The organism is Bradyrhizobium sp. USDA 4454 (assembly GCF_054822705.1).
The window spans coordinates 6419233-6444672 of the sequence record NZ_JBTRCN010000001.1; the positions used below are offsets into that span (position 1 = coordinate 6419233).

Below are 25440 nucleotides of genomic sequence, written 5' to 3' on the forward strand. Positions count from 1 at the left end.
GCATTAGGACACTTGTCAGACACTCGGGAATAAGTAGCAAATTTATTTACGTTTGATTCACACATGTGATTTCTGGAACCGGCTGTTGATTCGATCCTCTCGGGACTGGGCAGCCCTTTCATTAAGATCAATTTTACCGATGGCCCAGAGGGCGCCTAATTATTGCATCGGCGGCTCGGCAAGGCTGGAATGAGGAACGGCCTCAGCATCACCTCCAAGGGTGCTGGGGCCGTTTCTTTTTTGCCACGGTGCGCTTTCCGACGATGGCCGATTGACCTCTCGATCAGCGGTCCGCAATGGCCCGACACGACCGATTGAGCTGCGGCACAAGCTCGGAGGCAAAACAGACATTGCGTCTATCGCCTCGCGCCTGGCTTTATGGGTACACGGCCTAATCGTACTGCACCTACGCCACCGTGCCGCCATCGACCGGCATCGCGATCCCGGTGACGAACGAGGCCTTGTCCGACAGCAGGAACACCGCCACCTCGGCGATCTCCTCCGGGCGTGCCGCGCGGCCCATCGGATTGCGGGTCACCGCGGCCTTGATCAGTTCCTCCGGATCGGCCTCGTTGTGGCCCGGCTGGTCGGGCCGGTTGACGAACACCCGCAGCATCGGGGTGTCGATCGCGCCGGGGCAGATCGCGTTGACGCGGACGCCGTCCTTGGCGTGGCGCTTGGCGAGCGCCCGCGCCAGGCCGATCACGCCGGCCTTGGCCGCCGAATAGGTCGGGCTCCAGGGCGAGCCGACCAGGCCCGAGGTCGATGCGGTGAACAGGATGCTGCCTTTGCGCCGCGCCGTCATCTGAGCGAGCGCCGCATTGGTCGTGATCAGTTGCGAGCGCAGATTGAGATCCACGCTGAGATCCCAGCCCTCGAGATCGTCGATCACCGACGGACCGGGGATGCCGAGATGATTCCACACGCAGTCGAGCGCGCCGAATTCCTTCACGGTCGCTGCGACGATCTCGCGCGAAAACTTGTCGTCGCGGAGATCGCCGGCCAGCGCCAGGGCGCGTCCGCCGCCTCTCCTGATCTCGTCGACCACCGCCTTCGCGCCGGGCTCGTTCTGGTCGACGACCGCGACCGCCGCACCCTCGCGCGCGAGGATGAGCGCGCCGGCGCGGCCGGCGCCCGAGGCGCTCGCGGTGACGAGTGCGATCTTGCCCTGCATGTCCATGTTTCGATCCTGACTTCTTCGTTCTGGTTGAAGTTCTGGTTGGATCAGGACCGCAGCGCGGCCGTCTTGCGCTGAAGCGCTAGCGGCCGCCGAACAGAACCGGAGACTGGCCGGGCAGCAATTGCGAATGAATGTCGCTGTCCATCCGCTCCGCCCCTTGCTGGGTGAAGCTCGCTCCCAGCGACAGCGTGACATTCGAGGTCGGGCGGAACTCGACGCCCGCGCGCGCCGAATAACCGGCGCTGACGCCGGGATTGCCGCTGAACGGCGCCACCGGCCCGCCGGCACCGGGCGGATTGTATTTCAGGCTGTCGAAGCCGGCGAAGAAGGTCACGGGCGTGTTGCCGACGCCCTTGAAATTGTAGCCGACCTGCGCGCCCGAATATTCCAGCGAGCCGAACGCCGCCGATTGGCCGAGCGCGCTCCAGCCGGCGCGGCCGCCTTCGCTGCCGACGAACCAGCCGTCCGGCCGGCCGTTCAGATAGGCGGCGTCGCCCTGCGCGCTTGTCGCGTCAAAACCGGGAAAATTTCCGTAGGTGTCCGCCTTCTGGCCATCAGCCAGGCTGCCGCCGAAGCCGAACAGCGACCCCGGCGTCCAGTAGCGCACCGGGCCGGCCTGGGCATGGGCCTGCTGACCGCCGAGGCACAGCGCCGAGAGGAAGATCGCGAGACCGAGCTTGCTTGCCAAAGTGGACATCAGGTTACCGTCGCGTGATCAGAAACTATACGCTTTGGACATCGACAATGCCAGCGCGCCGCCTGATCGGACATGGCTCGTCTGGCCTGGTCGCGGGACATCGCGAACCTGACAGTCACCTTACACTTCAGCGCGATCACGTCAGAGACGTGGTCATGGACCAGTGTTCGTGCCGACACCGCGATGTTGCAAAATCGTCCGATCGCCTGGAAATTGATCAGCTCGCCCAGCAATGCGGATTGACAGCCCAGCACGTTTTCGAAACTGTGCGACACCGCGTCGCATGTGCCGTCCGTCGGACTTGTGACCCTCGACGCGGCAATGGCGTCGACATGAAGTGGATTCGTTCGAACATCAGGCATGGGACTCGGCTGGCGCTGCTCGCGCTGTCGATCCAGTTCGTGCTGTCGTTCGGACATTTCGATGCCATTGCAGCGGCTCAGGCGACGACACCATTCGCAGCGCATGTCGAGCGCGCCGCGCGCGACGCGCCGCCTTCGAATCCGGATTCCGACCAGGCCACGGACCTTTGCGCGATCTGCGCCGTCGTGGCGATGGTCAACTCGGCGGTGCCGGCACCGGCATTGCCGGCGCTGCAACTGCCGGACGCCGCAACTCTGCTCTGCTGGCAGATCGACAATTATGCGGCGCCGGTCGAGATCGGCCGGCTTCACTATCAGCCGCGCGCGCCTCCGGTCGCCTGAATTCCCTGCACGACTGAACGTCGAACGCGGCCACGGATCGGCTGGCGTTTGATCCATCGGAATTGGGCCGTCGCAGAGCGACGGCGGGTTCGACCGCGTCCTGCTCGGACGGATCGGATCGCGGCCTCATGAGATCGGGAATCAATATGTCAGGCACTATCCGACGACACGCGGCCGCCGGTGCGGCTTCGCTGATCGCCTGCGGGATCAATGGCGCATTCGCGCAGACGACGGCGCCGACCACCAGCCTGCCGGACATCACGGTGACGGCGCCGCAGCACCACAACGCGCCATCCGGGCCGAAAAAGCCGAACACCCGCTTAGCTGCCGGTGGCGGCCATCGCGCGCGACGAACCGGCGCGGTCTCGGCGACGCCGGAATCCCCCGAGCGGACCCAGGCGCAGGCCATCGCAGGCCAGAACGACCGGCTCGACCAGGCCCGTGCCGCGCTGCTCGCGCCGACCGGCGCCGGCAGCTACCAGATGAGCCAGCAAGCCCTCGAGTCGCTGCCGCAGGGCACCAACACCACGCTCGACAAGGCGCTGCTGCAGGCACCCGGCGTGTCGCAGGATTCGGCCGCCAGCGGCGAATTGCATGTCCGCAACGAGCACGCCAATCTGCAATACCGCATCAACGGCATCATGCTGCCGGACGGCGTCGGCGCCTTCGGCCAGATCATCGACACCGGCATCGTCGGCAGCATGGCGCTGATCACGGGGGCGCTGCCCGCGCAATACGGCCTGCGCACCGCCGGCGTGCTCGACATCCAGACCAAGACCGACGCCTTCAACAATTCCGGCAGCGTTAGCGTCTATGGCGGCAGCCACGGCAATTTCACCACCAGCTTCGACTATGGCGGCACGGTCGGACAGACCCAGTACTACGTCTCCGGCCGCTATTTCGGCAGCGACGTCGGCATCGAGAACCCGACGCCGGCCTACGGCGCCATCCACGACCGCACCGATCAGGAGAAGGGCTTTGCCTATGTCTCGACCGCGATCGACCCGACCAGCCGGCTGACCTATATCGGCGGCGTCTCCAACGGCGCCTATCAGATCCCCAACAATCCGGGCCAGGCTCCCGCCTTCACCGCCTACGGCGTCTCCAACTTCGATTCCGCGCTGCTTAACGAGCGGCAGCAGGAGTTCAACCAGTTCAACGTCGTGGCCTATCAGAAATCCGGCGACGGCTTCGACTACCAGGTCGCCTATTTCAACCGCTACAGCCAGCTGCACTTCATGCCCGATCCGGTCGGCGACCTCGTCTTCAACGGCGTCGCCTCCGACGTCTATCGCCAGAGCCTCGTCAACGGCATCCAGGAGGATACGTCCTACAGGCTGGGCTTCGCGCACACGCTGAAGTTCGGCATGTCGTTCAGCGCCGAGCGCACGCTGGTCAACAACGGCTCGACCGTGCTGCCGCTCGACGATTCCGGAAACCCGATCGATGCGCCGATATCGGTGTTCGATTCCAGCGCCAAGACCGGCTACCTGTTCTCCACCTACGTTGCCGACGAGTGGAAGATCACCAACCAGCTCACGCTCAACGCAGGCCTGCGCTTCGACCAGATGTGGCAATATGTCGATGCCAACCAGCTCAGCCCGCGGATCAGCCTGAGCTGGAAGCCTTTTGATGGCACCACCTTCCATGCCGGCTATGCGCGCAACTTCACGCCGCCCGAGCAGGTGCTGGCGGCGCCGACCAATCTTTCGCTGGTGCAGAACACGACGGCGCAGCCGGGCGTCACCGCCAACGATCCCGTGCTGCCGGAGCGCTCGCACGTGTTCGACATCGGCGTCACGCAAAGGGTTGATGCGATCCCCGGCCTCGAGGTCGGCATGGACGCCTATTACAAGATCGCGACCGACCTGCTCGACGACGGCCAGTTCGGCCAGGCCTACGTCCTGACCGCCTTCAACTATGCCAAGGGCACCAACGAAGGCGTCGAGCTGAAGGCGAGCTACGACCACGACAATCTGCATCTCTACGGCAATGTCGCGATCGCACGGCAAGTCGCCACCCAGGTCGTGTCGAACCAGTATCTGTTCGATCCCGACGAGCTCGCCTATATCGCCAACAATTACGTCAACACCGACCACGCCCAGACGCTGACCGCATCGGTCGGCGGCTGGTACCAGTGGCACGACACCAAGTTCAGCGCCTCGATGATCTACGGATCGGGCCTGCGCGACGGCTTCGCCAACACCGGCACGGTGCCGGCCTATACGCAGGTCAATCTCGGTGTCTCGCACGACTTCACCATCGTCGCGCCGAACAAGCCGACCACGCTGCGCTTCGACGTCGTCAATCTGTTCGACACCGTCTACCAGATCCGCGACGGCTCCGGCATCGGCGTGTTCGCGCCGCAATACGGCCCGCGCCGCGGCTTCTATGCCGGCATCACGCAGAAGTTCTAGCGAGGCCAGATTGCCGCCCGGATGCGGAGCAATGAGAGTATTGCTCCGAGAGCAATGTTTTCCATTGTACCGAGCAGTGTCGCGCACCATATCCAATTCATCGAACGCATTGAACTGGGCCAAGCCCAGGGCCAGTGCTTGCTGAATGGAGACAACTGAAATGGAGATGAATTTTCTCGATACGTTCCTGGCATTCCTCGGAATGACCATCGGACTGGTCTCGGTGGCGCCCCGCCTGTTCTTCCAACCCAAGGTCGAGGCCAAGCGCGCAACGAGGACGGGCTCGAACCGCCGCTAGCAGCGAGCGATGATGCGCCGCGGCTTCTGCGCCGGCATCAGGCAGAGGTTCTGGGCGTCTACTCATAAATCCGCTTCCCGCGTGCGCGTGGGATCGCGGGGTCCGGATCACCTTCCAAAGCAGGCGTCGAACGACGCCGAAGTGAGGGTCGGCTTCCGACAGCCCGAAAAGAAAGCCATCTCAGCCTGGCGGCCTTACCGAGCTAGCTCTTTGAGGATGCGGTCTCGGTGCAGGACGTGCAGAGCTTGGAAAGAGTAGAAGTTATCCAGCAGCCTCTTAGCTTCGGTCAGGTCGTGACCACGACTGGCGAGCCCCTCAATGCGTTCCTGTTGCTCGACGATGTGTCGCTCGCCTTGAGCAACGTGCCGTTCGGCTTCCTCCAAATGACGAAGCTGTTTTTCGCGATGGGCGGATTGAAGGTGATCCGGCATGGACGCGCTCCCTTCCCTGTGCAGGCGGGAGCGCGCTCGGTCTCTCAGCCACCGACGCCTACGGGCAGAGCCTTGGCCGGTGATGGTGGCATCGTATCACGTTCCACTGCCCGTGCTGTTCTCTCAAGATTAAATTCCGTGATCTAGATCAAAGGGCGGATCGCGAACAACGGCATCGGTAGCTTTATCGAGAACAACGGCTAAACCTTCGGGTTGCTCTGACCAGCAACGTCCAGTGATCAAGCAAGGCCGTTGTCGATCTGCTCAATCGTTTTGACAATGATCTCACGATGCTCACGCAGTGTCTTTAGATTGTGCTCAAAGCCCGTGAGCATCTCCTCCGCAACTTTGGTGTCGTGACCGTCCCTCCGCAAGTTATCGAGTAAAAGTCGTTGCTTCGTGATGTTTTGCTCGGCAGTCGCGATATGCCTGTCGGACTGCGCGAGGCGTTCGACTTCGGCTTGTCGATCCATGTTTTAGCTCCACTGAGTCCAAACGTGCCCACCTTGAAGCCCCTCGATGGCCCCAACGATAAGCTCTCGGTGTTCGCGCATGACCTGCAGATTGGCCTCGAATACCCGCAACGTTTGCTCCGCGAGCTTCGTATCTTGGCCGTCGCGTCGTAGGTTCTCGATCAAGGCCACCTGCTCCCCGATCACGCGTTCAGCTTTCGCTACGTGCTCGTCGGCAATAGATAGCTGTTGCCGCTCAAAAGATTGCCGCTCCTCCTGCGCCTTCCTTTTTCTCTCGGCAGTTGCTTGCACCTGAAAGGCGTCAGGGTGCAGAGGGGATGGTCTTTTGATCTCGTGCTGCGGGGCCTTTGGAATGTTAGGTCTAGGATTTTCCGAAAGCACTTTGCGGCCCAGCGCAATGGCCGCCCGTCCAAACGCCAAGCGACGATTGTCGTGCTCTTTGTCGAGAGACGAGAGACGGAAAATACGAAAAGCTGGCAACACCATAGCGGGCGCCTTCGTGACCGGCGGAAGCCCGTTGCGGGGACGCGGAACCGCAAGCGACAAAGACATATTATTGGAATTAGGGCGACTGAAAACAGCGAAGCGCTTAAGGCGCCTTCGCGGGAACCGCACCCCCCCCCCGCGTTATCCGGCGTCATGGCACAGGACCTGGAGACACTCTTCGCACGTGCCGAGGCCGCCATGCAGCGTTCCAAACAGCTGGCGGAGGCTGTTGCTGCAGCGCGTAAACGCCTGCTGGATCTGATATCCGCGAGACGACTTTTCGAATTCAGTGCCGCTGATCGGCCGGTAAGATATCCGCAGGATTTTCCTGAAAAGCGTCCTGCCCCTCAGGCTTTTCCAGCCCAAGCTGATGATGACTATGGCTTGCGGCGCAAGCGATAGTGGCTCTCACCTCACGGGCCGCCCTTCTGGCCCGTAGTAGGTGCTCTATCGCCTCTTCCTTGACGCGGTAGCCGTCCTCAATAGCCTGGTCGGCTCGCTTGAGCAGATCATCCATCGCTGCATAAGGCGACGAGCAGTGGATCGTTCCTATCCGGCCCACCTTCCTGAAGCCCGTTGTCGGTAAGGTGACATCGCCAGGCTCGGGGAATCTGGATTCATCTCCTGGTCTCAGAGGGCTGGTGGATGACCCGGGGGCTACCGCGTTTGGGAATAATCTGGCGAGGAGCGTCCCTGCGGCCATCCTTCGAGACGCCGGCCTCTGGCGGGCTCCTCTGGACGACGGTTTGAGAAATTGTAGCGAGCGGCCTTCCCACGCCGTCGTCCTGGCGAAAGCCAGGAGGTGGATTCACACTCGAAGTGCAACACTTGAGAGAAGGCCTCGAGAGGGGTTTGGAAGTCAAGGCATTTGCGCGGGGTGTTGTTGTAGGCGTTGATGGACTGGCGGAGGCGGCGCGTCGGGAAGGTCGCGAGATCGGTTTTGCGCGGAATGAAGCGGCGCATCCGACCGATCGCATTCTCGATGCCGCCCTTCTGCCAGGGCGCGTGCGGATCGCAGAAGAAGGTCTCGATCGCGAGGCGGTGCAGCTCCAGGTGACAGGCGAACTCGGTGCCATTGTCGAAGGTAACGGTCTGGCACAGGCCTTCCGGCAAGGCAGCAAACAAGCGGACGAGATGGCGGGCGATACCGCGCGCGAGCTTGCTGGCGATGCGGATGCCGAGCAGCAGGCGCGAGGTGCGCTCATGCACGGTCAGGATCGCCTGACCGTATTTGGAGAACATCATCAGGTCGGCTTCCCAATGACCGGGGGTGCTGCGATCGTCGGCCTCGATGGGCCGTTTATCCAAGGAAACACGGCCTTCGATGAAGCTTGCGGGACTGCCGCCCTTCTTGCCGCGGTAGCCGCGTTTGCTCTTGCCGCGTGGCAGATAACGCCGCCAGCTGAAGTCCGAGGTGCGTCGGATCTGGGCGTAAATGAAGCGGTAGATGGTCTCGTGGGAGATCACCTTGCGGCCGTGTTCGCGGGCCAGCCGGCCCGCGACCTGCTCGGGCGACCAGCCCCGACCAAGGCGCTCCAAGACCGCGCGGCGCAGGCCGGGCTCCCGTTCGAGGCGTACGCCCGTCCAGCGCCGCGCTCGCATCTGTTGCTGGGCATAGTTGGGTTTGTAGCCGACCTGGGCGCCAGAATTGCGGTTCAGCTCCCGAGAGATCGTTGATGGCGAGCGATCCAGAGCTGCCGCGATTTGCCGCACCGAGCTGCCATTGGCTGAAAGTCGGGCAATCTCGCATCGCTCGTCCAGGGATAGCTGCTCGTAACTCCGCCCCATCGCAACACCTCCTCAAGGAAGTGTTGCACTTCGTTTGTGAACTCAGGGGACCCATAACCACCGCGTTCGTTGAGAGTGCGATAGTGGCCCCAGCGTCGCACAACAGCAGGCGATTGGGGTAATGGGTCCTGGCTTTCGCCAGGACGACACTGAATTCATTCACACTCTCTCAGGATGACGGCTTGTTTTGCTGCACAATGGTAGACCCTCATGGTGAGGAGCGCCGCTTGCGGCGCGTCTCGAACCACGAGGCCAAGTTACGTCCGCGGCCGGGCAGACCATCCTGGTCAACGGCGGCTACACCACGAAGTGACTTCGCCGATCGCGCATGAACGCGCCACGCCTTCCAGCAGGGCAATCGCATATGGCAAAAGAACTTCGTCGTCCCGGACAAGCGCAGCGATGCGGAGCGCAGATCCGGGACCCATAACCACAGGGCGTGGTGATAAAAGCGGGCTGGGGCCACAGCCTTGTTCAACAACAAGGCCCTGTGGTTATGGGTCCCGGCCTACGCCGGGACGACACTGAGCTTTGCATATGCGATCGCCCTCCGCCTTGCAGGGGAAACAGCCGCCGGCGGCATTTGACCGCCGGTTTGGCCGGCGATATCTTTCGCCGGCTGGGCCCTTCGCAGTGACGAGGCGCACATGGAATGGTCGACCAGGCCGGCCCGTCCGGATCAGCCCTTCGGCAGTTGGGCAGACGACCTCGCAGCCGCCTTCGTGCGGCTGGAGCCGCGCAGGATTGCCGAGGAGTCCTTTGCCGGCGCGATCTGCAAGGTCGATGCCGCGCCGTTGCAGATATCGCGGGTCACGGCGAGCGGACACATCGTGCACCGGCTCGCCTCGCATATCGCTGCAAGCACCGATGACATCTGCTTCGTCAACCTCCAGCTCGAAGGCCTGGGGCGCACCTCGCAGCGCGGCCACGAGCAGATCTCCGCCCCCGGCGATCTTGCGGTTGCCGATACGACGCGGCCGTTCGAGATCGCCCACCGGCACCACTTCGAGCTGTTCTGCTTTGCGGTGCCGCGGCGCCTGTTGCCGGACACCCTGTTCGATCGTCCGCGGCTCAGCCTGTCGGCGACCGAAACCGGCCGCGCGCTGTCGCGGACGCTGGCGAGCTATGCCGAGCTCTGCCTGGGCGGCCGCCAACCCGCGACAACCTCGGCGATGCTCGGCACGCATATCGCAGAATTGATCGCGCACGCGCCCGATATCCTCGCCGATCTATCGGCCGAGCGCGTGCATACGCCGGTGCTGCTGTCTGTCATGCTGGACCATATCGCCCGCCACAGCGACGACCCCGAGCTCGGCGCGCCGGCGCTGGCGAAAAAATTCCGCTGCTCCGAGCGCTACGTGCACCGCCTGTTTGCGGCCACCGGCCGCTCCGTCGGCGAGCACGTCAACGAGCAGCGGATCGCCGCATGCACGCGTGCCCTGCTCGACCGCAACGCCGCCCACAGGACCATTGCCGAGATCGCCTTTGCCGCGGGCTTCCGCGACATCTCGCATTTCAACCGCCTGTTCAAGCGCTGCAACGGCCTCGCGCCGCGCGAATTCCGCCGCAGCGCCGCGCACTGAAGCGCGACCTGGTTCACCTCGCCCCGCGTGCGGCCCCTCACCGCACCCTCTCCCCTAAGAACGGGGCGAGGGAGCGCAGCGCCGTCGCGATGACGTTTCCGCTCAATCGCATCCAGCTTCCCGGTTCACTCCGCGCCAAGAAATCTGGCGCTGCCGTCCAAGATTTCCCGACCGCACCACGATAGCCATTGCCCAAACGGCCGACACGGAGGCATTGGCATGGCGATCGATTTCACGCTCACGGCGCCGCAGCGCGAGCTGCAACTCGCGTCCCGCAAATTCGCCCGGGAGGTGCTGGCCGAGGCCAGGTCGGCCGAGTTGCTGGCAACGCCGGAGCAGCGCTTTCTCGCCACTAGGCCGACCTACGAGGCGATGGTCGCGGCCGGCTATTTGCGCAAGTGCATTCCGGCGCCGGCCGGCGGCGACAATGCCGGCATGATCGACATGGCGATCCTGGCCGAGGAATTCTACAGCGTGAACCCGAGCGTGACGCTCACCATGCTCGGCAGCGTGCTCGGCCTGCTGCCGCTGCTGCTCGGCGGCACGCCGGAGCAATGCCAGCGGCTGCTGGCACCATTCCTGAAGACCAGCGGCGCGCCGCTGGCCGCGTTCTGCTCCAGCGAGCCGGGCGGCAGCGCCAACGCCGCTTCGCCGCCGCCCGGCGAAGGCGTCCGCACCACGGCGCGGCGCGAGGGCGATCATTGGGTGATCAACGGCCGCAAGAAATGGGTGTCCTCGGCCACCGGCTGGAATCGCGATGGCGCCGATCTGCTGACCATCGTGTGCCGCACTGATCCCGCAGCCGCGGCCGACGCCGCGATCTCGATCATTGCCGTGCAGGGACCGGTGAGCGGGCTGGTGTTCGAACGCGCGATCGACAGCATCGGTCACCGGGCGCATCTGGTCCCGCAGTTCGGCCTGCACAATGTCAAAGCCCCGCTGCACAATCTGCTCGGCCAGCAGGGCGCAGGTCTCGCGCTGACCGCAGCCGCGTTCACCGGCACCGCGGCGCTGGTCGGGATCTTCGGCGTCGCGCTGATGCGCGCGGCCTTTTCCTTTGCACTCGATTTTGCCCGCACCGAAAAGCGCGGCGGCGTTCACCCGATCATCGAACATCAGGCGGTCGGATACGCGCTCGCCGATGCCAAGACCACGATCGAGGCGGCGCGCACTCTTAGCTGGCGCGCCTGCCATGCGCTCGACACCCAGTCGCCGGCCGCCGAGGAGCTTTCGGTGCAGGCCAAGATCTTCGGCTCGGAGTCCGCGGTGCGCGTCATCACCGATCTGATGCGCGTCGTCGGCATCGACAGCTATGACCACGAAGCGCCGTTCGGCCGCCTGCTCCAGGACGCGCTGGCGCTGCCGATCTTCGACGGCGGCAATCTCGGCATCCGACGCCGGCAGCTGCACACGATGCTTGGGAGCAACGACTACAGCCCGCTCGCGGCGAGCGGCGCAGCGTAGCCTGCATTTTAAGAGGAGTGCGATCATGAGCACGGAGCGCAAAGTCGCGGTCATCACCGGGGCATCGCAGGGCATCGGCGCCGGCCTCGTCCAAGCCTTCAGGGATCGAGGCTGCCGGGTCGTTGCGACATCGCGCTCGATCAAGCCGGGCACCGACGCGGATCTCGTTGCGGTGCCAGGCGACGTCGGCGCACCCGAGACGGCGGAGCAGGTGTTCAAGGCGGCGCTGGATCGTTTTGGCCGCGTCGACACACTGGTCAACAACGCCGGCATCTTCATGGCCAAGCCGTTCACGGCCTACTCGCAGGATGATTACGCCGGCTACATCTCGACCAACGTGACCGGCTTCTTCCACATGACCCAGCGCGCGCTGGAACTGATGAGCAAGCAGGGTCACGGCCACGTCGTCACGATTACGACAAGCCTGGTCGACCAGCCGATGAGCAGTGTGCCGGCCGCCCTCGCCTCGCTCACCAAGGGCGGGCTGAACGCCGCGACCCGCGCGCTCGCCATCGAATATGCAAGGAGCGGCATTCGCGTCAACGCGGTGTCGCCCGGGATCATCAAGACCCCGATGCACCCGGGCGAGGCCCACCCGGCGTTGGCCGCGCTGCACCCGGTCGGCCGGATGGGCGACATATCCGACATCGTCGACGCGGTGCTTTATCTCGACGGCGCGGGATTCGTCACCGGCGAAGTGCTGCACGTCGACGGCGGTCAGGCGGCCGGCCATCACATGCCGTAGCGGCGGCGATACCGGCTCGACCTCTCGGTACCAGACGGACTTCGATTGGAACGGTACGCGACATGACCTGTTGATGGTTCATGCCCCGGTACTATTTCGATTTTCGAGACGATGAGGCAGCGTCCCTGGACCAGGAAGGGATAGACCTGCGCAACGTCATGGAGGCGCAGGAAGAGGCTGCGCTTGCCCTCGCCGATTTTGCACGAGACACGCTGGCCGATGCGGTTGGCGCCAAGTCGGGCCGCGAGCTCTCGGTGAGCGTCAGAGACGAGCGCGGCACGATCTTCCGCGCGAAATGCGTCTTCGGGTACGATCGGTTCAGAAACTGATCGACGAAGAAACCCTCGCCCTGTGTTCACTATTGGACATACCTTTCCATGGTGACCTGCCATACTGGTTCCATCACCGCACGACCCTGGCTTTCATCGGTGATGAGGACGCCGGTTGCGCTCCCGACCACTCCACAGGGAGTTCAGAACATGAAACGACGGCGGTTTACGCAGACAGAATCCCTTCAGCAACGGCTCGCCGCGTTCGCCGAAGCGGCGCGCGCGGAAGCGGCGAAGCTCGCTCCCGGCGCAGAACGTGACGCACTTCTGAAGAAGGCACGGCAGGCTGATACGGCCTCGCACCTGGACGACTGGGCTGCGTCGAAGGGACTCCAAGCACCCAAGTAGGCAAGCGCTGAAGTAAGCAAGCGCGAAGTAAGGCGCGCCCTCGCGGCGTTAGCCAGGCCCGAAGATCATGTAGAGCAGCGTCACGCCCACGACGGCCGTCCAACCGATCGACGCCGCAACAGCCCATACCTGCATCGGCATCGGACAGCAATCATTGACGCAGCACGAAGAGGTCGCTGGCGCTGGTCAGCGACCTCTTGAACCTGGTCTCAAATGAACGTCTCTGGGATAAAAATAGTCATCTCAGGTCCGCCATGATTAGACCGAGAATTGGCCACGCTGTGAAGCGCGAACAGGCCCACCGATCGACGAAACTCTTGTGACGTTGCGCGTACGACACACATACCGCACGATCACGACGCTTCGTTTTTTCCGAATTTGTCTTGACAAGCCACCCAACTCAGATGTTCAATATGCGCGTCTCACCCGATCGAGGGGCGCTGCGCATCGTCAGGAGTGTTGCGGTGAGATGCGGTGGCCGCTGTTGCGCACTGACGACGTGCGCGATGTGGCGGACGGCGAAGTCGTGCAGACCTGACGCCCTAGCGGCAGGTGTCTCCTAGCGGAACGCGCAAGCGTTTCGCAGCGACGGTGACAAACAAGCCCAGTCTCACCGGGGCGAGCACGTATAAGCCGTAAAACCATCGCGCAGGGAAAGCCGGGATGTTTCCGGTTACACCTGTGGTCCGACCTCCGGTGCTTTTTTATTGCACCGGACCCATGGGTGCGATCGGCACCCGGCTTTCCCTGCGCCCTCTGTCTTCCGGAGCGGCGAAACGAAATGCAAAGCTCGGGCAAATCATGTCGCGAGAATGCGGATGTTTGCGCAAACGTATCCCCGTCATCCTGAGGAGCCGCGAAGCGGCGTCTCGAAGGATGCACGGCCCGGCTGGTGGCCGTCGATCCTTCGAGACGCGCGTTCCGCGGCTCCTCAGGATGACGGAATTGGCTTACTCAGCTTGCTCAGTGTCATCACCCGCGCATATGCGGGTGATCCAGTATTACGGAGACGGCCGTGCTTGAGCCGATAGGCCGCGCCGTACTGGGTCGCCCGGTCGAGTCGGGCGACGACAACAGTGGATGAGGACAAAGCTTCACATCCTCTCAGGATGACGGGGTTGGTATGGTTACGACACCGCAGCATTGCGCCGTGAACCGCGCTGCGGCGCAACAATCAAAATGAGACTGCCCGTTAAGCCAGACGGCAGCGACGACATCCGCGGCGCGCCCGCCTTCGGCTAGCTTTGCCGCCAACAACCGGACGCCGATCGGCCTTCGCGCGCCAGATGCGAGGCCAGGTGGATTCCGGCGACAACACAGAGGGAGGACAGCGATGTTGAAGGGCAGTTTGGGACTGATTGCGTTGAGCAGCCTGTTGCTTTCGGACACGGCATTCGCCCAGGAGAAGATCAAGGTCGGCGTCACCGCCACGCTCGAGGGCACCTATACGGTGCTCGGCGAGGACGGCATGCGCGGCCACCAGACCGCGCTCAACGTGCTCGGCAAGAAGGTCGGCGACAAGGAGCTCGAGTTCATCGTCGCGTCGACCGACGCGACGCCGGACTCCGCGGTGCGCGCGGTGCGCAAGCTGATCGAGCAGGACAAGGTGCAGATCCTGCTGTCGCCGCTGTCCGGCGACGAAGGCATCGCGGTGAAGAATTTTGCAAAAACCCATCCGGAGCTGACCTTCGTCAACGCCGCCTCCGGCGCGCAGGAGACGACCTATGTCGATCCGGCGCCGAACTTCTTCCGCTACAACATGGACGGCGCGCAGTGGCAGGTCGGCCTTGGCAAGTACGCCTATGAGACCAAGGGCTATCGCAAGATCGCGACCGTCGGCGAGGACTATTCCTTCATCTACACCCAGGTGTTCGGCCTGGTGCTGGAATTCTGCGCCGCCGGCGGCCAGGTCACCAACCGGCAATGGGTGCCGCTCGGCACCAAGGATTTCGCCTCGGTGATCGCCGCACTGCCCGACGATGTCGATGCGATCTATCTCGGCCTCGGCGGCGCCGACGCGGTCAACTTCCTCAACCAGTATCAGCAGGCCGGCGGCAAGGCGCACCTGATGGGCGGCTCGATCATGATCGACCAGACCATCCTGTCCTCAAAGGGCAGCGCCAAGAACGCGCTGGTCGGCACCATCGCAGCCAGCGGCCAGGCCGATACCTGGGAGGATCCGAATTGGCAGAAGTTCGTGAAGGCCTATCAGGACTCGTTCCCGGAGAGCAAACGCTTCCCGAGCCCGTCGCTGCTCGCCACCAACTATTACGGCTCGACCATGGCGCTGATCCTGGCGCTGCGGCAGGTCAATGGCGATCTCTCCAACAACCAGGCCAAGCTGAAGGAGGCGCTGGCCAAGATCGAGATCGACGCGCCGAACGGCAAGATCAAGCTCGATGCCAACCGCCAGGCGATTGGCACCAATTTCGTCACCGAGGTGGTCGATGACGGCAAGGGCGCGCTGTTCTCCAAGGTCGTGAAGGTGATCCCGAACGTCAACCAGACGCTGGGCTACGATCCGGCGGTGTTCGCCAAGATCGGCCTGCCGAGCCGCACGGTTCCGGAGTGCAAGAAGTACTGACGTATTTGTTGCAGTGCAGGCAAGACGGCAGCGGCGTGGCGCGCGGTTGCATCGAGAGCCCTGCTCGCCCTTGCTTTCCGCGGGCGGATGATGAACGCTTGTCGAAAAGACAAGAACATCCCGCGGGAGGGGAGGCATGAGCAGGGCGCTTGCCGTCTTCCACGGCCGGTTCGGCCGCGCGACGGTCTATCAGTTGAACCGTCCCTTCAACGTGCATGCGCACCGCGAAGGGCACTTGATATTTCATGTCGGCGGCACGCCGGCGCAGATCGATGTCGCCGAGCAGCGCTGGCTGCTCAAGGACGACACCGTGGTCGCGGTCAACCCGTGGGAGCCGCACAATTTTCTGCCGACCGACATGGATCACGGCGCGATCTTCTTCGTGCTCTATGTCAACGCCGAATGGTTCACGGCGCAGCCCGCCAACGCGCAGGCGATGCGGTTCGGACGCACCTTCTTTCCCCGCACCGAGGCACTCGACCGGCTGATCCGCCGCACCGCAGCACTGGTGTGCGGCGCGCCGTCGCTGCGCAGCCTCGATTGCGAGCTCCGGCAGCTGATCGATTCCTGCTACGAGGAGAGCTGGCAGGCCGCCGAGGGCGCGCCAGCCGCCGCCGCCGTGACCGACTTCCGGGTCCGCAAATCGATCAAGCTGATGTCGGAAAGCCCCGGCGCCGAGATCGAGCTCGACGCAATCGCGCGCGAGGCGGGGTTGTCGCGGCCGCATTTCTACCGACTGTTCCGGACCCAGACCGGCGTGACCCCTCACCTCTACATGAACACGCTGATCATGGAGCAGGCGCTGGATGCGCTGGTCGCGACCGAGACGCCGATCGCCGATATCGGCTTCGATCTCGGCTTCTCCTCGCAGAGCGGCTTCACCCGCTTCTTCGCCGCCAATGTCGGCATGGCGCCGACCGACTATCGCCGCGCCGCCAAGGTGTTGCGGCCGTGAAGGGAGTTCCCGCCACACGATAAAAGATACTCTCGATCAAATCCGCAGCCTTCGCCCTCGATAGGATACCGGACACGCGGCCCGGCAGACGGTCGCGACCAGTTGAGGGAACGCGACGGAGATGGCCAGGTTCATCGAACGCCATCCGGCCTGGGCGCTGATCGTGATCATCGCGGTCGCGGTGCTCGCGTGGCTGGTGTTCGCGATCTGGCCGCCGGGGCTGGAGGCCGCGATCGGCCGCAAGCGCGTGTTCCTCAATGCCGTGCTGAACGGCATCACGCTCGGCGGGCTGTATTTCCTGGTCGCCAGCGGCTTCACGCTGATCTTCGGGTTGATGCGCAACGTCAACCTCGCGCACGGCTCGCTCTATCTGTTCGGCGGCTATATCGGCTACGCGATCAGCACCTGGACCGGGTCGTGGATACTCTCCTTCATCGTCGCGTTCGTCGCGGTGGCGCTGGTCGGTGTGATCCTGCAACTCGTCGTGTTCCGCCGCATGGAGGGACAGGACCTCCGGCAGACCATGGTCACGATCGGGCTCTCGATCGTGTTCGCCGACCTGATGCTCTGGGTGTTCGGCGGCGACTTCTACCAGGTCCAGACCCCGAGCTGGCTGATCGGCCCGGTGCAGCTGCCGCTGCTCACCGCGATCAAGTCATCCGGCGAGCCCGTCTATCTGCAATATCCGCTGGTGCGGCTGGTGATCTTCTTGGCCTCGGTCGTGATCGGGATCGCGATGTGGCTGGCGCTCAATCGGACGCGGATCGGCATGATCGTGCGCGCCGGGGTCGACGACCGCGACATCCTGGCCGCGACCGGGGTGCGGATCCAGCTCGTGTTCGTGCTGGTGTTCGCGCTAGGCGCGGGGCTTGCCGGCATCGCCGGCGTGGTCGGCGGCACCTTCCAGTCGCTGTCGCCGGGCGAGGACACCCGCTTCCTGCTGGCGTCGCTGGTGGTCGTGATCGTGGGCGGCATGGGCTCGATCCCGGGAGCCGCGCTCGGCGCCATCATCATTGGCCTCGCCGAGCAGCTCGGCTCGGTCTACATCCCGACCTACGCCATCGTCGTCACCTTCCTGATCATGGTGCTGGTGCTGGCGCTGCGGCCGCAGGGCCTGCTCGCGAGGCGATGAGATGTCGTTGCTGCAGAGCACCCAGTTCCGCCCCGATCCATCCGCCAGCACGACCCGCCGCGGCCTGGTCCGCGCCTGGCCGGAATTCCAGAACCCGGCAGCCTGGCTGGTGGCGCTGATCCTCGTCATCATGCCGCTGATCGCCAACGGCTTCTTCCTGATCGAGATCTTCGCCACCACGCTGATCCTCGGCATCATCGCGCTCAGCCTGATGTTCCTCGCCGGCTATGGCGGCATGGTCAGCCTGATGCAGCTCACCATCGCGGGCTTCGCCGGCTACATGGTCGCGGTGTTCGGCATCAGCGGCAACGCCAATATCAGCCTCGGCTGGCCGTGGTGGCTGGCAACGCCGATGGCGCTGGCACTGGCGACGCTGTTCGGCACGCTCGGCGGTGCGCTGGCGGTGCGCACCGAAGGCATCTACACCATCATGATCACGCTGGCGATCGGCGCCGCGTTCTACTATTTCACCAACCAGAACTGGGCGATCTTCAACGGCCACACCGGCATCAACACCGTCGCGACACCGCAGTTTTGGGGCGTCGACTGGCGCAGCGATATCGCCTTCTACTATGTGACGCTCGGCGTCGCCGCGATCTGCTACTTCGCCGTCCAGTATGTCTCGCGCGCGCCATTCGGCCTCGCGCTGCAGGGCGTGCGCGACAATTCGCGCCGCATGGCGGCGCTCGGCTTCAATCCCAATGCGCACCGCATCGCCGCCTACGCCTTCGCCGCCTTCATCGCTGCACTCGGCGGCGTGCTGCAGGTCTGGAATTACCGGCAGATCTCACCCGGCTCGGTCAGCGTCGGCGCCTGCATCGACGTGCTGATCATCGCCGTGGTCGGCGGCATAACGCGGCCGATCGGCCCGTTCATCGGTGCGCTGATCTTCGTGCTGCTGCGCACCTTCGCGCTCGACGTGCTGATCAAGTTCGGGCTCGACGGCAACCGCTTCCGATTGCTGATCGGGCTCGGCTTCCTCGCCATCGTGTTCTGGTCGTCCGACGGCGTGATCGGCCTGTGGGAACGCTGGCGGCGGCGCCATGCATCCGCGACGCAACGTTCCGGCGGAGGCCGCCATGGATAGCGTCGCGCAGCGGCTGTCCGTGGTCGGCGCCGGCGCAGCGCTCGAGCTGCGCGGCGTGACCCGGCTGTTCGGCGCGTTGGCGGCGTTGACCGACGTCACCATCACCGTGCGACCCGGCGAACGCCGCGCGGTGCTCGGCTCGAACGGCGCCGGCAAGACCACCCTGTTCAACTGCATCACCGGCGACTTCCCGCCCTCCTCGGGCACCATCCGCTTCTTCGGCGAGGACATCACCCAGTTCCCGCCCTATGAGCGCATCCGCCGCGGCCTGCGCCGCACCTACCAGATCTCGGCGCTGTTTCCCGGCCTCACGGTGCAGGACAATGTCTATCTCGCCTGCCGCGGCGTCTCCCGCGGCCGCTTCTCGTTCCTCCGTCCGGGGCAGAACGATGCGCTGATGCACGCGACCGAAACGCTGGTGCAGGCGGTGCATCTCGCGAACGTGAAGGACCAGCGCGTCGCCGAGCTGGCGCATGGCCAGCAGCGGCAGCTCGAGATCGCGCTGGCGCTCGCTGGCGCGCCGCGCTTCATCCTGTTCGACGAGCCCGCGGCCGGACTGTCGCCGACCGAGCGGCGCGAGCTGATCGAGATCCTGACGTCGCTGCCCGCGCATATCGGCTACATCATCATCGAGCACGACATGGACGTCGCGCTGCGCGTGGTCGAGAGCGTGACGATGATGCATAACGGCCGCATCTTCAAGGAAGGCCTGCCGCGCGAGATCGAGTCCGATCCCGAGGTGCAGGAGCTTTATCTCGGAGGCGGCCATGAATGACCGCCGCACTGCGCCCGCGCTCGAGGTCAAGGGCCTCGACGTCTATTACGGCCATTCGCACGCGCTGCAGGGCGTCGATCTCACGCTGGACTCCGGCGTGTTCTCGGTGGTCGGCCGCAACGGCATGGGCAAGACCACGCTGTGCAAGGCCATCATGGGGCTGGCGCGCGCCAGCGGCGGCTCGATCCGGATTCGCGGCGAGGAAGTCACGCGGCTGAATCCGGCGCGGATCGCCCGGCTCGGCGTCGGCTACGTGCCGCAGGGCCGCCGGCTGTGGCGCTCGCTCACCGTCGACGAACACCTGGCGCTGGCCGCCGGCCTGCGTCGAGGCGCCTGGACCATCGAGCGCATCTACGACACCTTCCCGCGCCTCGCCGAGCGCAAGACCAACGGCGGCAACCAGCTCTCCGGCGGCGAGCAGCAGATGCTCGCGATCTCCCGCGCATTGTTGACCAATCCGCAGCTTCTGATCATGGACGAGCCGACCGAGGGTCTTGCGCCCGTGATCGTCGCGCAGGTCGAGGAGATGCTGCTGCGCCTCGGCGACGAGGGCGACATCTCCGTGCTGGTCATCGAGCAGAACATCGGCGTAGCGACTGCGGTGTCGCGCAACGTCGCCATCATGGTCAATGGCCGGATCAACCGCATCATCGACTCCGCGCGTCTTGCGACCGACCGCGAGTTGCAACAGCGGTTGCTGGGTGTCGGCACCCACGGCTCGGATGAGACCGATGCAGAGACGGCACCGGCGAAAGCTGACGCACCCGGCGCGCCGCAGCCGGAGCGCAGGGGTCCGACCCGCATCTACGTCTCCAATCCCGTGCTGCCGACGCGCTGGTCGCAGCCGGTGTCGATCGCCCGCATCGAAGCGGCAGCGCGGACGCAGTCCGCCGGAGTGACGCGGCTTGAAGAGGCCACCCGTACGCGGCGCGAACCCGCGACGTCCAGGACAGCGGGGCCACCGGTCGTGCTGGTTGTCGGCACGCTCGACACCAAGGGTGCCGAGCTGCGCTTCATCCGCGATATCATTGCCGGCAGCGGCCTGCGCACCCGGCTGGTCGACATCTCGACCAGCGGCAAGGCGGCGAGCTGCGACGTCACCGCGCAGGAGATTGCGCTGAACCATGGCCGCGGCGGCGCTGGTGTGTTCGGCACCGATCGCGGCGCTTCCGTGACGGCGATGGCAGACGCCTTCGAGCGATGGCTGCGCCGTCAGGGTGATGTCGCCGGGATCATCTCCGCCGGCGGCTCCGGCGGCGCGTCACTGGTCGCGCCCGGAATGCGCGCGCTGCCGGTCGGCGTGCCGAAACTCATCATCTCCTCGGTCGCGTCAGGCGATGTCGGTCCCTACGTCGGCCCCGCCGACATCACCATGATGTATTCGGTGACCGACGTGCAGGGCCTCAACTCGATCTCGCGCACGGTGCTCGGCAACGGCGCTCACGCGCTGGTCGGCATGGTCAAGGCGCGGCTCGATGAACAGGCGAGCAAGCAGCGCGACACAGGCGTGCGGCTTCCCTCCATCGGCATCACCATGTTCGGCGTCACCACGCCGGCGGTGCAGAAGATCGCGGCCGAGCTGCGCGAGGATTTCGAATGCCTCGTGTTCCACGCTACCGGCGTCGGCGGCCGCTCGATGGAGAAACTGGTCGAGTCCGGCCAGCTCGCCGGCGTCATCGACCTCACCACGACCGAGGTCTGCGACCTGCTGATGGGCGGCGTGTTCCCGGCGACCGAGGATCGCTTCGGCGCCATCATCCGCAGCCGCGTACCCTATGTCGGCTCGGTCGGCGCGCTGGACATGGTGAACTTCGGCGCACCCGACACCATCCCGGAGCGCTACCGGCAGCGCAAATTCCACGTCCACAATCCGCAAGTCACGTTGATGCGGACCACGCCGGTAGAAAATGAGCGCATCGGCCGCTGGATCGGCGAGCGCCTCAACCAGATGGACGGGCCGGTGCGTTTCTTCCTGGCCGAAGGCGGCGTCTCTGCGCTCGATGCGCCCGGCCAGCCGTTCTGGGATCCCGATGCCGACGCGGCCTTGTTCGGCGCGCTGGAGCGCACCGTACGTCAGACCGGCAACCGGCAGATCATCCGCATCAAGCGCAACATCAACGATCCCGAGTTCACCGCCGCCATCGTCAGCGCATTCCGTCCGCTGCTCGGACGCGCCGGTGGCCGGCGGAGAGTGGCGAGGTAACCCATGGCCCGGTTTGAACGCGCGGCACTGCTGAAGAAGTTTCACGCCATGATCACACGCGGCGAGCCGATCGTCGGCGGCGGCGCCGGCACCGGACTGTCGGCGAAATGCGAGGAAGCCGGCGGCGTCGACCTGATCGTGATCTACAATTCGGGCCGCTACCGCATGGCCGGGCGCGGCTCGCTCGCCGGCCTGATGCCCTATGGCGACGCCAACGCCATCGTCGTCGAGATGGCCGGCGAGGTCTTGCCGGTCGTTACCAATACGCCGGTGCTCGCCGGGGTCAACGGCACCGACCCGTTCCGCGACATGGATGTGTTCCTCGACCAGCTCAAGGCGCTCGGCTTCGCCGGCGTGCAGAACTTCCCGACCGTCGGCCTGATCGACGGCACCTTCCGCGCCAACCTTGAAGAAACCGGCATGTCCTACGCGCTCGAGATCGACATGATCGCGAAGGCGCATGACAAGAACATGCTGACGACGCCCTACGTGTTCAGCGAGCAGGAAGCGACCGCGATGGCGATCGCCGGCGCCGACATCATCGTCTGCCACATGGGCCTGACCACCGGCGGCACGATCGGCGCGCAGACTGCGTTGAAGCTTGAAGACTGCCCTGCCCGCATCGAGGCCTGGGCCGAGGCCGCACTCAGCGTCAATTCGAACATCATCGTGCTCGCGCATGGCGGTCCGATCGCGGACCCGGCGGATGCCGATTTCATCATGAAGCAGACCCGCAACTGCCACGGCTTCTACGGCGCCTCCTCGATGGAGCGTCTGCCGGTGGAACGGGCGCTGACGGACCAGGTTCGCAAATTCAAGGCGATCGGTGCGCGCTAGAGCCGCCGTGACCAAGGGAGGAAGAGATGTCGGGGATGCTGGTCGGTGAATTGATCCTCTGGCTCATCGTCGCAATCGTCGCGATCGTCATCATCGTCTATGTCGTGAACTGGCTGTATCACCGCTCGTCGAAGGAGGTTTCCTTCGTCCGCACCGGCTTCCTCGGCGAACGCGTGGTGATCAATGGCGGCGCCTTCGTGCTGCCGTTCATCCACGACTACACGCCTGTCAACATGAACGTGCTGCCGATGGGGATCGTGCGCTCGCGCCAGGACGCCGTGATCACCCGCGACCGGATGCGGGTCGACATCGAGGCCGATTTCTACGTCCGGGTCCAGCCGACCCGCGAGGCGGTCTCGATCGCCGCCGCCACGCTCGGCCGCCGCACCATGGAGCCCGGGCAGCTTCATACCCTGCTCTCCGGCAAGTTCATCTCCGCGATCCGCTCGGTCGCCTCCGAGATGACGATGGAGCAGATGCACGAGCAGCGCGGCGACTATGTCGCGCGGGTCAAGGCCAATGCCGCCGAAGCGCTGGCGCAGAACGGCCTCGAGCTGGAATCCGTCGCGATCACCGATCTCGATCAGACCGACCTCGAATATTTCAACCCCTCGAACCGCTTCGACGCCGAAGGCTTGACCCGCCTGATGGAGGATATCGAGGCCAAGCGCAAGCTGCGCAACGACATCGAGCAGGACTCGATGATCAAGATCCGTTCCCGCAATCTCGAAGCCGAGCGGCAGGCCCTGGAGATCGAGCGCGAGAGCGAGACCGCCCGCCTCGAGCAGGAGCGCGACATCGAGATGCGCCGCGCCCTGCAGCGCACCGAAGTCGCCCGCGAGCGCGCGCTGCGCGAGACCGAGTCCGAGCAGGCCCAGATCGCCGCCCGCGAAGCGATCGAGAAGGCGCGGATCGCCAATGAGCAGGCGATCACCGAAGCCCGGATCGCTTCGGAGCGCGAGACAAGGCACAAGGAGATCGAGCGGACCCGCGCGGTCGAAGAAAAGGAGCTGCTGGCCCGCGAGGAGATCGAGAAGGTCCGGATCGCCAACCAGCGCTCGGTCGATACCACGCGGATCGCGTCGGAGCGCGAGGTGCGTCAGCGCGAGATCGAGCGGATGCGCACGGTCGAGGAAGCCGAGATCGCCGCCCGCGAGGCGATCGAGAAAGCCCGCATCCAGCAGGACCGCGTCGTCACCGACGCCCGCATCGCTAATGAAGAAGAGACCCGCCGCCCGCGAGATCGAGCGCACCCGCGCCGTCGACGAGGCCGAGATCGCGGCCCGCGAGGCCACCGAGAAGGCGCGCATCGCGCAAACCATGACGGTCAATGTCGAGCGCATCTCCTCCGACGAACGCACCCGGGCACTTGAGATCCAGCAGGTGCGCACCATCCAGGAAGCCGAGATCGAGGCGCAGAAGACGGTCGAGGCCGCCCGCATTGCCCGCGAGAAGACGCTGGCTGCCGAGCGCATCGCGGCCGACCACAGCACCCGCAAGCTCGAGATCGAGCGCAACCAGGCCGTCGAGATCGCAGGCATCAGCGCGCGCGAGGCCACCGAGGCGTCGCGGATTGCCCAGGAGGAGCACGTCCGCGCGCTCGAAATCGACCGCAACCGCGCGATCGAGGAAGCCGACATCGCCTCACGCGAAGCGATCGAGGCGGCGCGGATCTCACAGGAGAAGTCGGTCGCCGCGCAACGCATCCGGGCCGAGCGCGAGACCCGCGAGCTCGAGGTCGCGCGCACCGAGGCGATCGAGGCCGCCGAGCTGAAGCGCCGCGACGCCATCGAGCGGCAGCGCATCGATGTCGAACTGGCACTGGAGAGCGAGCGGATCGCCTCGTCGCGCACCCGCGAAGTGCTCAATATCGACCAGAAGAAGACGATCGAGCTTGCCGACGAGGAGCGCGTGATCGCGCTCGCCGCCAAGCGTTCCGAGCGGATCGATGCCGACCGGCAGGTCCGGCAGGCAGAGATCACGGCGCGCAAGGAAGTCGACACCACCGACGTCTCTCGCGAGCAGGCACTGGAGGCAGCCCGGATCGCGCGGCGCCGCGCGATCGAGCAGCTCGAGGTCGCCCGCAATCAGTCGCTGCAGGAAGCCGAGATCGCCGCGCGCGAGGAGGTCGAACGCGCCCGGATCGCATCGGACCGTGGTCTCGACGAGGCCCGCATCGGCCGCGAACGCGAGCTGCGCAAGCTCGAAGTCAACAGGGAAAAGGACGTCGAGACCGCGCTGATGGAGAAGGCCATCGCGCTGCATCAGAAGTCGTTGGAAGAGTCCGCGGCGCGCGCCGCGGCCGAGGACGCGCGAATTCGTGCCACCGAAGCAGCCGAACGCGTCGTGACCGCCCGCGAGAGCGAGATCGCGAAGCGGCGCAAGACGGTCGAGGTGCTGCTCGCCGAGAAGCAGGCGGAGGAGACCAGGATCGCTGCCGAAGCCGAACGCGTCCGCGCCGCGGTCGAGGCCGAGGCACAGCGGCTGCTCAACGAGGCCGAGAACGTCCTGACCGACCAGGCGCGCTACTCGCTGTTCCGCCGCAAGCTGCTCGACCGGATCGAGGGCATCGTGCGCGAGAGCGTCAAGCCGATGGAGAAGATCGAAGGCATTCGTATCCTCCAGGTCGACGGCCTCAACGGCAATGGAAATGGCGGTGGTTCTGGCCGCAGCGCCACCGACGAGGTGATCGATTCGGCACTGCGCTACCGCGTGCAGGCGCCGCTGATCGACTCGATCCTGTCGGATATCGGTGTCGAGGGCGGCAGCCTCGCCAAAATGCCCGGCCTGATTCGCGAGGCCCGCGACATGCAGGGCATCAAGGATTCCGCACGCAAGGGCGGCGGCGACGCCAAGCCGGCAGCAACCGAGGCCGGCGGCGAGCCGCCGCGCCCTGAGCGCGCGCCGCGCAAGAAGGACTGAGC

At 65.0% G+C, this 25440-nt stretch carries 21 protein-coding genes and 2 pseudogenes; 17 read left to right on the forward strand and 6 right to left on the reverse strand.

From position 1 onward, the window contains the following. Nucleotides 1-406 precede the first annotated feature (406 nt). Complete coding sequence (locus tag ACVIW0_RS29830) at nucleotides 407-1180, reverse strand: SDR family NAD(P)-dependent oxidoreductase (protein ID WP_461355602.1); 774 nt, start codon at nucleotides 1178-1180, stop codon at nucleotides 407-409. Nucleotides 1181-1259: 79 nt separating this feature from the next. After that, nucleotides 1260-1877, reverse strand: a complete 618-nt coding sequence (locus tag ACVIW0_RS29835) for a hypothetical protein (protein ID WP_461355603.1) — start codon at nucleotides 1875-1877, stop codon at nucleotides 1260-1262. A gap of 332 nt (nucleotides 1878-2209) precedes the next feature. Here ACVIW0_RS29835 and ACVIW0_RS29840 point away from each other — a divergent pair, with 332 nt between their 5' ends. The 3 genes from ACVIW0_RS29840 (at nucleotide 2210) to ACVIW0_RS29850 (ending at nucleotide 5296) form a co-directional block, all read left to right on the forward strand. Continuing rightward, nucleotides 2210-2581 carry a hypothetical protein gene (locus ACVIW0_RS29840; RefSeq protein WP_461355604.1) on the forward strand — a complete coding sequence of 124 codons (372 nt, stop codon included), beginning with the start codon at nucleotides 2210-2212 and terminating at the stop codon, nucleotides 2579-2581. 146 nt (nucleotides 2582-2727) lie between these two features. Continuing rightward, the gene (locus ACVIW0_RS29845; RefSeq protein ID WP_461355605.1) at nucleotides 2728-4998 is read left to right on the forward strand and encodes a TonB-dependent receptor; all 2271 of its coding nucleotides are present in this window, start codon (nucleotides 2728-2730) and stop codon (nucleotides 4996-4998) included. Nucleotides 4999-5158: 160 nt separating this feature from the next. Continuing rightward, nucleotides 5159-5296, forward strand: a complete 138-nt coding sequence (locus tag ACVIW0_RS29850) for a hypothetical protein (protein ID WP_461355606.1) — start codon at nucleotides 5159-5161, stop codon at nucleotides 5294-5296. 194 nt (nucleotides 5297-5490) lie between these two features. Here ACVIW0_RS29850 and ACVIW0_RS29855 read toward each other — a convergent pair whose 3' ends face one another. From ACVIW0_RS29855 to ACVIW0_RS29865, 3 genes are all read right to left on the reverse strand, one after another. After that, complete coding sequence (locus ACVIW0_RS29855) at nucleotides 5491-5727, reverse strand: hypothetical protein (protein ID WP_461355607.1); 237 nt, start codon at nucleotides 5725-5727, stop codon at nucleotides 5491-5493. 239 nt (nucleotides 5728-5966) lie between these two features. After that, a complete protein-coding gene (locus ACVIW0_RS29860) occupies nucleotides 5967-6200 on the reverse strand; it encodes a hypothetical protein (protein ID WP_461355608.1) in 234 nt (77 codons plus the stop codon). Nucleotides 6201-6203: 3 nt separating this feature from the next. After that, entirely contained in the window at nucleotides 6204-6686 is a 483-nt protein-coding gene (locus ACVIW0_RS29865; RefSeq protein WP_461355609.1) for a hypothetical protein, read from the reverse strand. 153 nt (nucleotides 6687-6839) lie between these two features. On the opposite strand from ACVIW0_RS29865, the gene ACVIW0_RS29870 reads away from it, so the two are divergent. Further along, complete coding sequence (locus tag ACVIW0_RS29870) at nucleotides 6840-7088, forward strand: hypothetical protein (RefSeq protein WP_461355610.1); 249 nt, start codon at nucleotides 6840-6842, stop codon at nucleotides 7086-7088. A gap of 399 nt (nucleotides 7089-7487) precedes the next feature. On the opposite strand, the pseudogene ACVIW0_RS29875 reads toward ACVIW0_RS29870, so the two are convergent. After that, nucleotides 7488-8474 (reverse strand): annotated as a pseudogene (locus tag ACVIW0_RS29875) (IS30 family transposase); the annotation flags it as partial. Nucleotides 8475-9121: 647 nt separating this feature from the next. On the opposite strand from ACVIW0_RS29875, the gene ACVIW0_RS29880 reads away from it, so the two are divergent. From ACVIW0_RS29880 to ACVIW0_RS29940, 13 genes and pseudogenes are all read left to right on the forward strand, one after another. Next, a complete protein-coding gene (locus tag ACVIW0_RS29880; protein WP_461355611.1) occupies nucleotides 9122-10057 on the forward strand; it encodes a helix-turn-helix domain-containing protein in 936 nt (311 codons plus the stop codon). Nucleotides 10058-10276: 219 nt separating this feature from the next. Beyond that, nucleotides 10277-11521 (forward strand): acyl-CoA dehydrogenase family protein, encoded by a 1245-nt coding sequence (locus tag ACVIW0_RS29885; RefSeq protein ID WP_461355612.1) that lies wholly within the window; start codon nucleotides 10277-10279, stop codon nucleotides 11519-11521. Nucleotides 11522-11546: 25 nt separating this feature from the next. Continuing rightward, a complete protein-coding gene (locus ACVIW0_RS29890) occupies nucleotides 11547-12266 on the forward strand; it encodes an SDR family NAD(P)-dependent oxidoreductase (RefSeq protein WP_461355613.1) in 720 nt (239 codons plus the stop codon). Nucleotides 12267-12346: 80 nt separating this feature from the next. Further along, nucleotides 12347-12595 (forward strand): DUF6894 family protein, encoded by a 249-nt coding sequence (locus tag ACVIW0_RS29895; RefSeq protein WP_461355614.1) that lies wholly within the window; start codon nucleotides 12347-12349, stop codon nucleotides 12593-12595. A 150-nt stretch (nucleotides 12596-12745) separates the two neighbouring features. Beyond that, nucleotides 12746-12943 carry a hypothetical protein gene (locus ACVIW0_RS29900; RefSeq protein ID WP_461355615.1) on the forward strand — a complete coding sequence of 66 codons (198 nt, stop codon included), beginning with the start codon at nucleotides 12746-12748 and terminating at the stop codon, nucleotides 12941-12943. A 1333-nt stretch (nucleotides 12944-14276) separates the two neighbouring features. Continuing rightward, nucleotides 14277-15527 (forward strand): ABC transporter substrate-binding protein, encoded by a 1251-nt coding sequence (locus ACVIW0_RS29905; protein WP_461355616.1) that lies wholly within the window; start codon nucleotides 14277-14279, stop codon nucleotides 15525-15527. A 136-nt stretch (nucleotides 15528-15663) separates the two neighbouring features. Beyond that, nucleotides 15664-16482 (forward strand): AraC family transcriptional regulator, encoded by an 819-nt coding sequence (locus ACVIW0_RS29910; protein ID WP_461355617.1) that lies wholly within the window; start codon nucleotides 15664-15666, stop codon nucleotides 16480-16482. A 121-nt stretch (nucleotides 16483-16603) separates the two neighbouring features. Next, nucleotides 16604-17614: a branched-chain amino acid ABC transporter permease gene (locus tag ACVIW0_RS29915; protein WP_461355618.1), complete on the forward strand. Its 1011-nt coding sequence runs from the start codon at nucleotides 16604-16606 to the stop codon at nucleotides 17612-17614. A 1-nt stretch (nucleotide 17615) separates the two neighbouring features. Continuing rightward, entirely contained in the window at nucleotides 17616-18701 is a 1086-nt protein-coding gene (locus ACVIW0_RS29920; protein WP_461355619.1) for a branched-chain amino acid ABC transporter permease, read from the forward strand. After that, nucleotides 18694-19476 (forward strand): ABC transporter ATP-binding protein, encoded by a 783-nt coding sequence (locus ACVIW0_RS29925; protein ID WP_028338492.1) that lies wholly within the window; start codon nucleotides 18694-18696, stop codon nucleotides 19474-19476. Before ACVIW0_RS29920 ends, ACVIW0_RS29925 begins: the two co-directional genes overlap by 8 nt. Further along, nucleotides 19469-21679 carry a Tm-1-like ATP-binding domain-containing protein gene (locus tag ACVIW0_RS29930; RefSeq protein WP_461355620.1) on the forward strand — a complete coding sequence of 737 codons (2211 nt, stop codon included), beginning with the start codon at nucleotides 19469-19471 and terminating at the stop codon, nucleotides 21677-21679. Before ACVIW0_RS29925 ends, ACVIW0_RS29930 begins: the two co-directional genes overlap by 8 nt. Before the next feature lie 3 nt (nucleotides 21680-21682). Beyond that, on the forward strand, nucleotides 21683-22516 hold the full coding sequence (locus ACVIW0_RS29935; protein WP_461355621.1) for a phosphoenolpyruvate hydrolase family protein: 834 nt from the start codon (nucleotides 21683-21685) through the stop codon (nucleotides 22514-22516). A gap of 26 nt (nucleotides 22517-22542) precedes the next feature. After that, nucleotides 22543-25438: pseudogene (locus tag ACVIW0_RS29940) on the forward strand (flotillin family protein). The last annotated feature ends 2 nt before the right edge of the window (nucleotides 25439-25440 follow it).